The sequence below is a fragment of the Streptomyces rectiverticillatus genome (assembly GCF_013394065.1).
Taxonomy (GTDB): domain Bacteria; phylum Actinomycetota; class Actinomycetes; order Streptomycetales; family Streptomycetaceae; genus Streptomyces; species Streptomyces rectiverticillatus.
In genome coordinates, this window is sequence record NZ_CP040752.1 from 6,185,286 (window position 1) to 6,196,682 (window position 11,397).

Annotated in this window: 5 protein-coding genes; 1 reads left to right on the plus strand and 4 read right to left on the minus strand. The window is 71.7% G+C overall.

Annotated elements, in window-relative coordinates:
- Positions 1–51: 51 nt before the first annotated feature.
- Positions 52–7,608, minus strand: coding sequence for a type I polyketide synthase (locus FGW37_RS26900; RefSeq protein ID WP_179083408.1), 7,557 nt, complete (start codon positions 7,606–7,608; stop codon positions 52–54).
- Positions 7,609–7,824: 216 nt separating this feature from the next.
- Between FGW37_RS26900 and FGW37_RS26905 the strand changes: the two genes are divergently transcribed.
- Positions 7,825–8,967, plus strand: a complete 1,143-nt coding sequence (locus FGW37_RS26905; protein ID WP_179083409.1) for an SDR family oxidoreductase — start codon at positions 7,825–7,827, stop codon at positions 8,965–8,967.
- A gap of 22 nt (positions 8,968–8,989) precedes the next feature.
- Here FGW37_RS26905 and FGW37_RS26910 read toward each other — a convergent pair whose 3' ends face one another.
- The 3 genes from FGW37_RS26910 to FGW37_RS33495 are packed head-to-tail and all read right to left on the minus strand — an operon-like array spanning position 8,990 to position 11,336.
- On the minus strand, positions 8,990–10,087 hold the full coding sequence (locus FGW37_RS26910; protein WP_179083410.1) for a PP2C family protein-serine/threonine phosphatase: 1,098 nt from the start codon (positions 10,085–10,087) through the stop codon (positions 8,990–8,992).
- A complete protein-coding gene (locus tag FGW37_RS33490) occupies positions 10,015–10,545 on the minus strand; it encodes an FAD-dependent monooxygenase (protein WP_246430862.1) in 531 nt (176 codons plus the stop codon). The genes FGW37_RS26910 and FGW37_RS33490 overlap by 73 nt, the downstream gene beginning before the upstream one ends.
- Complete coding sequence (locus FGW37_RS33495) at positions 10,524–11,336, minus strand: FAD-dependent oxidoreductase (protein ID WP_246430584.1); 813 nt, start codon at positions 11,334–11,336, stop codon at positions 10,524–10,526. The genes FGW37_RS33490 and FGW37_RS33495 overlap by 22 nt, the downstream gene beginning before the upstream one ends.
- Positions 11,337–11,397 lie beyond the last annotated feature (61 nt).

Genomic DNA, 11,397 nt, shown 5'->3' on the forward strand with positions numbered 1-11,397 from the left:
AGAAATCCCAGGTCAGAGGGTGCTTTGCATGTTCGCTGCGACGGCGGCGGTTCACTGGCCGATGGCGTCCCGAGTCCGGTCCTGGGATTGGTGCGGCAAGTGTGAGGACGGCTGACCGGTCCCGGCCCGGGACATGGGCTCGGGGGCGTTCTCGTCCGGGTTCAGGCCGAATCGGACGTAGACGAGTCGAGCGACGTCGGCGAGGGTGCTGTTGGCGTTGCGCAGCAGTTCCATGGGCGGAATCTCGATGCCGTAGCGGTTGTGCACCTTGACCAGCAACTCGGCGCCCATGAGGGAGTCGAGGCCGTAGCTGTCGACGCGTGCGTGCGGGTCGATGTCGTTGACGTCCATCTGCAGGACGTCGGCCAGGAGCCCCGCGAGATGGCCGGTCAAGTAGGCCAGGGCGTCCTTCCTGGACCTTTGGCCGAGGGTACGCACCAGCTCTTCTTTGCTGAATCCGTCGTCGTGGGCGGCCTCCGGCACCAGGTCGGAGAAGCGCGGGCTGCCTGCCGTCGGGAAGAGCGTGCGTGCTCGGTTCCAGTCGGCGCTGGTCACCGAGGCGACCACCGCACCCGTGCCCAGGAGCGCCTCGGCGGCGGCGAAGGCCTCGGCCGGAGGCACTGCTTCGAAGCCCATCCCCGCCATGACCGTGGCCAGCTGATTCCGGGCCACGAACCCCACATCGGCGATCGGGCCCCAGGCAATGGCCAGAGCCGGTTTACCGGCGCGGCGCCGCTGCCGGGCGAGGGCTTCGAGGTAGAGATTGCCGGCCACGTAAGGGGCTTGTTTGACATTGCCGAGCGTGGTGACGAACGAGGAATACAGCAGGAACAGATCGCACTCGCGGTCGCGGGTCAGGACGTCCAGCACCGTGGCTCCGGCGATCTTCGGCAGCAGCACGGCGCTCATCCGCTCGGTGCCGAGCTTGAGGAAGTCCTCATCGTCCAGGTGCATGGCGCAGTGCACGACCCCCCGGAGGGGGTGCCCGCCGGCGTCGATGCGGGCGACGAGTTCCGTCATCCCCGCCGGATCCGCGGCGTCGGCCGCGTGGGCGGTGGCCGTCACACCGCGCTGCCGGAGCCCGGCGAGGACCGCGTCCGCCTCCGGAGCCTCGGGTCCACGGCGGCTGACCAGGGCCAGATGCCTGGCACCGAGGTCGGCCAGCCATGCGGCGGTCGCCGCCCCGAAGCCGCCGGTACCGCCGGTGACGAGATACGTGCCCTCCGGGTCCAGGCGCGGGGCGCGACGCAGGGGCTCCACCAGGGGCGGTTCGTCCAAGGTGTCGAAGGCGATCACGATCTTTCCCACGTGGCGGGAATGCCGGAGCAGCTGGAAGGCGTCGGCAACGCGTGCCGCGGGAAAGACGCTGTGCGGCAGCGGACGGAAGCCTCCTCGCAGAGCCGCCTCGGCGACCTCTGCGAGGAGTACGGTGGCGCTGGGCGGATCGGCGAGCACTTTGGACAAGTCCATGCCGAAGAAGGCGATGTTGTTCAGGAACGGGCGCAGCAGCAGTGGCTTGTTCTCGAAGAGGTCACGCTTGCCCAATTCGATGAAGCGGCCGCCCGGGCGGACTAGTTCGAGGCTGCGGACCATGCCCTCACCGGCAAGGGAATTGAGGACGACGTCGACGCCTTTGCCGCCGGTGATCTCCTTCACCTTTTCGGTGAAGTCGAGGCTGCGTGAGTCCAGAACGTGTTCCACGCCGAGGCTGCGCAGCAGACTGCGTTTGACGCTGCTGCCCGCGGTGGCGATGACGTGTGCGCCGTGCGCCGCCGCGTACCGGGCCGCTGCCAGGCCCACGCCCCCCGCTCCACCATGCACGAGCACCGTCTCCCCCGGCTGCAGTCGGGCCAGGGTGCCGAGCGCGTACTGCACCGTGGCGCAGGCCACGGGCAGGGTCGCCGCCTCCTGGTAGGTCATGGGGAAGCCGTCCGGGATACGCCAGATGGGCCGGGCGTCGGCCAGGGTGTGAGAGGAGAGGAAGGCGGGCGCGAACCCGGCGACCCGGTCGCCGGGCTTGAAGTCGGTGACTCCCGCGCCGCAGGAGACCACGACGCCGGCTCCTTCCACCCCATAGCCCTGCGTAAAGCTCGTGCCTTCGAACACCTCCTCCGGCAGCAGCCCGACCACTTGCATCATGTCGCGGTAGTTCAAAGCGGCGGCCTTGACCTGGATCAGCACCTGCCCGGGGCCGGGCCGGGGAAGGTCGGTCTCCTGCCAGGAGAGCCGGTAGGACAGGCCGGGGTTGGTGACCTTCAAAGTGAAGGTGCGATCCTGCCCGGCTGGCACGGCCAGGGGCGCGGCCACGGGGCGGACCTGCTCGCGGGGAACGAACCGCCCGTGGCGCGTCAGGACGATCTCGTCCTCCGCACCGGGGTCGAAGAGCTCGCGGACGAGCCTGTGGGCGTCGGCGTCCGGATCGTCGGCGGCGGTCAGGGAGATTCTCCGGCTGTGCAGCTCCGGATGCTCGTTCGCCAGGCAGCGGGCCGCGCCCCACCAGGCCGCGGCGACCGGCGGGACCTCGTCCGGCTCCGCGCCCGTGGCCGGAGCGGGATTGTGGCTGCACACGAGCCAGATCTCCGGGCGGACGGCGTCGGGCAGTTCCTGGCAGGCGGCGGCCAGGGCACGCAGGGTTTCCAGCTGATGAGCCGTGTGCCGCGCGATGCCGTCCGGTGCGCGCTCGTCCGCCGGGCCGAGGAGGAGACTGACGGCGAGCGTGCCTGCTTGCGGGGCGGCACTGCCGAGCAGGCGGGCCCAGTCCTGTTCGGTGGAACCCGCCACCACCGGACCGACGGCCGTGCCCCCCGCCCGGGCGAGGGCCTCGACCACGGCGCCTGCGAGTGGTGTGACCGCGTCGGCCGCGGCAGCGACCAGGTGGTGGGTGTCGGCCCGGGGAGCGGGCAGGGCTGCCGTAGGTGCGGTGCACAGCTGTCCGGCCGGGGTGGCGGCGAGGATGACGGAGCTGCCGTCGCGTGCCGGGGCCCGGTCGTCGCCGGTCTGGGCGACCTCTGCGAATCCGCAGTCCGCGAGAAGCCCGGGCCACTGATCCCGGGACAACAGCGGTGACTCCGGCCTCACATCGGTGTCGACGCGTGTGTGATAGCTGTCCAGCGTGCCGAAGATCGGCAGAGGCAGGTCTTCGGTGTGCGGCTCGATGGCGAGGAGATGGCCACCGGGCGCCAGCAGGGCGGAGAGCCTGTGCAGGGCGTCCGGCAGGTGCTTCGCGGCGTGCAGCGCATGGGCGGCCACCACCAGGTCGAAGGAGTGCGCACCGTAGCCCTGCTCCGCGGCATCCGCGTCCAGGTCGAAGGTGCGGTACTCGACGAAGTCGTACGCGGCGAAGCGAGCTTGGGCCCGGGGCAGGAAGTACGTGGAGATGTCGGTGAAGCGGTAGCGGGTACGGTCTGCCGGAAGCAAGGGCAACAGGGCGGCCGCCGTGCCCCCGGTGCCCGCGCCGACCTCCAGAATCCGCAGGGGGCGGTCCGTGGGCCAGCGCCGCACGATCTCCCGGACCAGCGTCTGGGCGATGCGGTTGTGGAAGCGGCAGAACGGCGCGATGTCGTAGAACAGCTCCAGAACCTTGCTGGTGGAGTCCTCGACCAGCAGATCCAGCGGATCCCCGGCGCCACGCAGGATGCCCTCGAGGCGCTGGGCCTGGTGAGCGAACAGCGCCAGCTCCACACTGTGCCCCGGGCCGCTGTCGACGATCTCCCACCCACCGGCCCCGGGCGTGGTGTGGGCACCGGTCAGACACAGCCGGCCGTCCGGACGCCGCTCGGCGAGCCCGGACTTCACCAGTTCCGGCGCCACCCATCGTTCCAGACGGCGGTACTTTTCCGCGTCGAAACCCGCCGCGGCGAGGTCCTCCGCGGTGAACGGGGCCGCCGGGTCGGGCAGCGCACGGCCGACCGTGGAGACGAAGGCGCGCAGGAAGTGCTCGACGGCGAGCGGAAGGAACCGGTCCCAGCGCAGCTCGCGCCCGTCGGCACGCAACCGTTCGATGCCCCCGGCACAGGCGGCGACGAGCTCGTGCGGCGCGGGCAGCGGGGAAGGGACGGCCGGCTCCTCCGGGTGCGGTGCGGCACGCAGGACGGTGTGCGTGACCTGCGGCGACCGGCTGCGGTCGGTGGTGACGCGGCGCAGACGGCAGCCTTCGAGCTGTACCGTGACGGTGCCGTCCGGTTCGGTGACGAGGATGTCCCAGCACACCTCTTCGTGTGTGCGGGACCGTTCCCGGACCGTGAAACAGCCCGTCGTCGACGGGGTGGCCCACACGCGGACGGCTCGGATGCTGCAGGGCAGGTACGTCAGGCCCGCGTCGAGCCGGCCGAGGAGCAGCGCGACGCCGGTCTGCAACGCCCCGTCCAGGAGGGCCGGATGGACGGTGTAGGGGTTTCCGGGAGCGTCATGCGCATAGCGCGCGAAGGCCACTGCCTGCCCTGTGTGCAGTTCGTCGAGGACCTGGAAGCCGGGTCCGTAGCACAGGCCCACGCCCGCACACGAGGCGTAGAAGTGATCCGGCTCGATCCGCTCGGTGCACCGGGCGCGCCAGGCGTCCGGGTCCGTGGCCGCCGGGCGCCGGGACAGCAGGGTGCGGACCCGGGCACGGATGTGCGTGCCGGCCGCGTGCGGTTCACCGCTGGAGACGAGGACCGTGCCGTCATCGGGGTTGAGCACGGTCTGGAGACGAGTGCCGGAGGCGTCCTCCCATGGCACGACCAGCCCCCGGGCGATGTCGAGGTATTCGACCTCGACGTCGGTGCCCAGCACCAGCTTTCCGGCCGACAGGCACATTTCCACGAACGCGGTGGCCGGCACCAGGACCGTGCCGGCCACGCGGTGGCCGGTCAGCCAGGGCACGACGGCCGGTTCGACGGCACCGGCCCAGGTCGGGAGGGGTGCTTCCACCCGTGCTCCGAGGAGCGGATGCTCCCGCTTGCTGCCTCGCGTCCACTGCTCCTTGCCGCCGCCCCAGTGGCGCTCGCGCTGCCAGGGGTAGGCGGGCAGGGCGACCGCCCGGCCGGGCCGCGGGAAGTACCGGTCCCAGTCGGTATGCGCGCCTGCCGCGATCAGGGCGGCGCGGGCCGTGGCGAGGGCGAGCGGCCCGTCGGACCGGCGGTGCAGTGTCGGCACCACCGCCACGGTGGTCCGGGGGCGCGTCTCGGCGATGCGGCGCAGATAGGCGCGCAGCACCGGGTGCGGGCCGATCTCCAGGAAGACGTCGGCTCCGTCTTCGAGCATCTGCTCCACGGCGTCCTTGAAGCGCACCGGTCGGCGCACGTTGCTCCACCAGTAGTCCGCGTCCAGGTCCTGTCCGTTGGTCTGGGCGCCGGTCACCGTGGAGTAGAAGGGAACGGTCGCCGCGGCGGGCTCGAACCCCACGAGGCCGTCCTTCAAGGACTCTTGCAACGCGTCCATGGCCCGGCTGTGGAAGGCGTACTCGATGCCCAGATCGCGGAAGAAGACTTCGCGCTCCCGCAGGGCGGCGCCGAAGTCGGTCAGCGCGGCGGCGGTGCCGACGACGGTGACGTCCCTGGGGCCGTTGACCCCGGCGATCTCCAGCCCCCGGCCGAAGGACCGCAGGTCCTCGGCCGCTCGCTCGGCATCAAGGCCGACCGCGGCCATCCGCCCGCTGCCGGCGGCCCTCGCCTGCGTCCGACCGCGCACGGCGGCCAGGCGGGCGGCCTGGCCGAGGGAGAGGGCCCCGGACGCGTAGGCCGCGGCCACCTCGCCCGCGCTGTGACCCACCACCATGGCGGGGCGCACCCCTTGGGCGCGCAGCACAGCCATGATGCCGAGCTGTACGGCGAACAGCAGGGGCTGGGCCACCTCTGTCGCCTCCAGAGGCCACTGCTCGGCCGGAGCCGCCAGCTGCTCGGCGACGGACCACCCCAGCCGCGGGGCCAGTTCGGCGTCGACTTCCGCGATCGTCTCGCGGAAGACCTGGTCGGCTTCCAGTAGATCTGCCGCCATGCCCGCCCACTGGGATCCGTTTCCGGCGAAGACGAAGGCGATCCGGCCGGCGCCGACCGCCGTGCCCGGTCGCCGGGAGTCGTCTCGGGCGAGGTCGGCCAGTTGCCGCGCCGCTTGCGCGGGGGTGTGGGCGAAGACGGCGGCGCGGTACTCGTGCAGGGCGCGGCGGCGGCAGGAGGTGTACGCCAGGTCGTAGAAGTCCTCCAGGGCGGTCGTGGCCAGGTGGTCGGCCATCCGGGAGACGGCTTCCCCCAGCGCCCGCGGGGTACGGGCGGAGACCACGACGGGCAGGCCCTCGGGAGGCACCGGGCTCGCGGGGTGCTCGGGGGCGGGCGGGGCGGCCGCCACGATGACGTGGGCGTTGGCACCGCCGAAGCCGAAGGAGTTGATGCCGACGACCGGACGGTCAGTGGCGGGCAGTGGGCGGTTCTCATCGGCCAGACGGAGACCGAGACCGGTGAAGTCGATGCCCGGGTGGGGATTGCCGGCGTACAGGGAGGCCGGCACCATGCCGTGCTTGAGCACCAGCAGTGCCTTGCACAGCCCGGCCATGCCGGAGGCGGGCTCGAGGTGGCCCACGGTGGTCTTGACCGAGCCGATCAGCAGTTCCCCGCTGATCCGGCGAACGCCCAGTGCACGCCCGATCGACCGGGCCTCCGCCGGGTCGCCCACGGGCGTGCCCGTGCCGTGCGCCTCGACGTAGACCAGCTCGTCCGGGTGTACTCCGAAGTCCGTGTACACCCGCCGCAGCAGGGCCTCCTGGGCCTCGGCGTCGGGCAGGGAGAGTCCCATCGTCCTGCCGTCGCAGTTGCTGCCGCTGCCCAGAATCACGCCGAGCACCCGGTCCGCGTCGGCCAAGGCGTCGTCGAGCGGTTTGAGCAGCACCATGCCGCCGCCCTCGGCCCGGACGAATCCGTCGGCATCGGCGGAGAACGACGCGCATGCCCCGTGCCGCGACAGCATCGCGGCTTGCGAGAAGCCGACGTAGATGTACGGACTGATCAGGATATTCGCCCCGCCGCACAGGGCGGTACGGCTGGTGCCGTCCCACAGGGTGCGGCAGGCCCGGTCCAGGGCGACCAGCGAGGAGGAGCACGCGGTGTCCACCGCCATGCTCGGGCCGTGCAGGTCGAACGTGTGAGAGAGCCGGTTGGCGGCGATCGAGGAGGCCACCCCGGAGATCGTGTAGGGGCCGATCATCCGTGGTTCCTGCATCTGCAGGGCTCCGTAGGAGGCGTCCGAGATGCCGATGTAGACCGCGGTGTCACTGCCGGCCAGGGAAGCCGGCGGAATCGAGGCATCGTCCAACGTCTCCGCCGTCAGCTCCAGCAGGAGGCGGTGCTGCGGGTCCATGTGCGCGGCTTCCTTGGGCGAGATGCCGAAGTAGCCCGCGTCGAAGTCCGTGATGTTGTCGAGGAAGCCTCCGGCCGCGGTATAGCTCTTGCCAGGCCGTGGCATGGCCGGGTCCACGAACAGGTCCACGTCGAAACGGTCTTCCGGAACCTTGCCGACCAGGTTGCGTCCCTGCCGCAGCGCCGTCCACAGGTCATCGAGACCGTTGACGCCGCCGGGCAGACGGCATGAAGCCCCCACGATGGCGATGGGCCGTGGAGCATCGGCGCGAGGCTTGGGCATGGGCACGGCCTTCCTGGTCAGAGCGGATGACAACACGGCATTCACCAGGTCGTGTTCACATTTGCCCTATATCCGAGCAGAGCATGTTTCCGATGGCATGGTTCACCCGAATTGGTGGAGCTTCTCCCTCAAACTCCTGTTTTTGCACTAGAGTTGGCCGCCGCTTCCTCGCACTGCCGACGCCGCCGACGCCGCCGTTCCAAGGAGGCCTGCCACGTGTCCGTACTGCTGACCGGCGCGACCGGATTCCTCGGCTGCCGCCTCCTGCGCGAGCTCCTGGCCGACTGGCCGGAGGAGACGTTCACCGTGCTGGGCCGCGGCACGGCGCAACAGCTCCGCGAGCGCACCGAATCCGCGGTGACATGGCTCGACAGCCCCCCACTGGCGCCCGGTGCACTGGAGCGGGTGCGCTATCTCGGCGCCGACATCACCGACCCGGGTCTCGGCCTGTCCCCCGAGGACCGCGCACGGATCGTCGACGGCCTGACCACCGTGTGGCACGGCGCGGCCCGGCTGGCCCTCGAAGGCGACCCTGCTCCGCTCTACAAGGCCAACGTTGTCGGCACCGGCCATGTCCTTCGGCTCGCCGAAGAGGCGCCCGGGGCTCACATGGTCCACATCAGCACCGCTTTCGTGGCCGGCCGACGCCGCCAGGGCTGCATCGGGGAAGAGGACCTGTCGGAGAGCGACGGGTTCGAGACCGTCTACGAGGAGACCAAGCACACCGCCGAACGCCTCGTGCGTGCCTGGGCCCTGTCGGCCCCCCGGCGCACGACAACCGTTCTGCGGCCGAGCCTGCTGGTCACCGACCGGCGCGTGCCCGAAGGGCTTCCCGGTCAGCCGCTCGACATCCTGTCCCGGACCTTGGACGGCCTCCTCCGCAATGCGGCGGGACACGTCAAGGCCGTCGACCGGCTCCTCGCCCGGGCCCACCGTCGCGGCGACGAGATGCGTCTGCGCCTCACCGGTGACCCCGAGGCCTCCCTGAACCTGCTCCAGGCGGACTACGCCGTCCGCGCCATGGTCCGGGCGGTCCGCTCCCGAGCCGGCGAACCCGGCCTGCGCACCATGCACGTGACCCACCCCGTCAACACGGAACTCGGCGTGGCCTTCGCGGCCTTCGAATCTCGGTACCCAGGCCTGGCCCTGTCCCTGGAGATGTCGGTGCCCGACCCTACGCGCTACGAGGCGAGCATCCACCAGTACGGCCCCTGGATGCTCAAGTACGCCATGCACCGCCGCACGTACGACCGCACACACCTGCTCCGGGCCGTCGGTGATCTGCCGGACCCCGAACCCATCGACCAGGCCTACCTCTTGCGCGCCCTCGGCTACGCCGGGGAGTCGCTCCCCGCATAGCTCAGCGGGCTGTTGCACCGGATCAGGGCCGGCCGGTGTGCAAGCGTACGGCGAGGGCGGCGATGTCGTCGTCGAGGCCTCCGTTGCTGAAGCGGAGGAGGTCGCGGTGGAGGCCGTCCAGGAGTTCGCGGGGCCGGGCCGAGGGCTGGCGGCGCATCCAGTCCGCCAGTGGGAAGAACCTGCCGTTGCGGTCGCGGGCCTCGGTGACGCCGTCGGTGTAGAGGAGCAGCTGGTCCTCCGCGGTGAAGTCGAAGGTGTCGATGCTGTAGCAATCACCGATCAGGTCCGCGAGGTTGAGGAGCGGTGAGGGCGCGGAGGGGTTCAGGATGCGCACGTCCTCGCGGCTCAGGAGCAGCGGTGGGGGATGGCCGCAGTTGAGGATCCTGACGCGGCCCTCTCCGTACGGGATCTCGACGAGGACGGCGGTGGTGAAGCGCTCCATCAGGTCGTCGGGGGGAAACGAGGCGTTGTAGCGGGTGCTGCTGGCTTCCAGGCGGCGTGCGACGCCGCCCAGGTCGGGCTCGTCGTGGGCGGCCTCCCGGAAGGAGTTGACCACCGCCGCGGCCGTTCCCACCGCTGCCAGCCCCTTGCCCCGTACGTCGCCGATGAGCAGCCGGACCCCGTACTGCGTGGTGACCGCCTCGTAGAAGTCGCCGCCGATGCGGGCCTCCGCGGCGGCGGCGAGGTAGAGCGCCTCGATCTCGACGCCCCCGAAGCGGCGCGGCATCGGGCTCAGGACCACCTTCTGCGCCGCGTCGGCGACGAGCCGGACCTGGAAGAGGGCCTGCTCCCGCTGGAGCCGGACGTGGCTGCCGTAGGCGGCGGCCACGGTGACCGCGACGATGCCCGCCACCGTGTACCACGCGCCCAGGCCGGGGAACACGAGGCTGAGGCCGATCATGAGCAGGAAGCAGACCGTCCCCAGCAGCACGGTGGGCAGCACGGGCCACATGGCGGCCGCGAGGGCCGGGGCCGCGGGCAGGATGCGGCTGAAGGCCATGTCCGGGGGCGTGGAGTACGCCAGGCCGGCGATGACCACGGTCAGGATCACCGGGGACAGCAGGACGAGGGGCCCCGGGCCGTGGGGACTACGGAGTCGCAGCTGTCCAGGCTTGACCATGATGCATAGCATATCCAGCCAATATGGATATACGGGGCCTTACGGGATGAATCTACCCCCACCTGGGGTATCCGCTCCGCCTGCCTCAGGTCGGCGCGGACAGCCGGAGGCGGGCGAATTCTCCCGCGGCGTCGCGGTATCCCGGGACGGCCAGGGTGCCGGGGGCCGGGGCAGTCCGGGGCCCGGTCGCCGGGCTGGGGCGCGTCGGCCGGGCCGTGCGGGCCGCAGGCGAGCGGGCCGCCGCGGTAGCCGACGAGCGGCTGGGCCTCGCGGAGGATCACGGTCCGCGGGTCGTCCGGGTCCTTCTCGATGCCGTGGGCGGCGTGGCGGACGGTCCGGCCGACGACCTCTTCGCCGACCGGGCGGCGCTCGGCGTCGTAGCCCGCGAGCAGTCCGGGGCCCGCCTCGCCGCGGAGGACGAGGGCGAGTTTCCAGGTCAGGTTGCAGGCGTCCTGGATGCCGGCTCCGGGGCGCGGCCGCCCTCCAGGCCGTGGGCGACGCCGTCGCTGCCCTGCGCGCGCCCCGTGCCCGGCTCCCGCGCGAAGAGCGCGGGCGGGACCAGCATCGACATGCGGTAGCGGCCCGTGCCGCCGGGCAGCGGGATGCAGACCAGTGCGCCGTCGGTCGCACCGTCGCCGGCGCGGTGGGTGGAGCGCAGGCCGTATCCGTGCGGCAGGTCCCAGTCGGTCTCCACGTCGGCCGGCATGTACTCCTCGGGGAAGGCCGCGCCTTCGAAGGCGCGGCCCAGCCCCTTGCGGACGGTGCTGTGGGCGCCGTCGCAGCCGACCAGATAGCGGGCGCGGACCTCCTCGTCGGCGCCGGAGGCGGTGCGCAGCCGGGCGGTGACCCCGTCCGCGTCCTGGGTGAACGACAGCAGCTCGGTGCCGCGTTCGATCGCCGTCCCCAGGCCCGCGACGTACTTCTCCAGGATCCGCTCGGTCTCGTACTGCGGCAGCGCGGCGAATCCGTACGGCACCTCGGGCGGGAGCACGAGGTCGCTGCGCGCCTGCTTCCGGCCGTTGACGAAGGTCAGCTGCCCGCGCAGCGGGGCGGCGGCCTCCAGGACGGTACGGGCCAGGCCCATCCGGTCCCATCCCATACCTCCGGGGTGCGCGGCTGGATGCCGACCGTCTTGGCGTACGGGGGCGGGCCGGCAGCCCACTCCGCGGCTGCGGAGTCCGGCGGCCGCGCTCAGCCCGACGGGGCCGGCGCCCGCGATCAGTACGTCGGTCGTTCGCGTGTACGGCACGGGTGCCTCCCCGGGACCGGTCTGCGGACCCGTCCCGTACTTCCCATGGTCGCCCGACGGC

Bases quoted from the DNA above. Each gene is read 5' to 3' on its own strand.
- FGW37_RS26900 (WP_179083408.1), bottom strand. From the start codon at position 7,608: ATGCCCAAGCCTCGCGCCGATGCTCCACGGCCCATCGCCATCGTGGGG.
- FGW37_RS26910 (WP_179083410.1), bottom strand. From the start codon at position 10,087: ATGGTCAAGCCTGGACAGCTGCGACTCCGTAGTCCCCACGGCCCGGGG.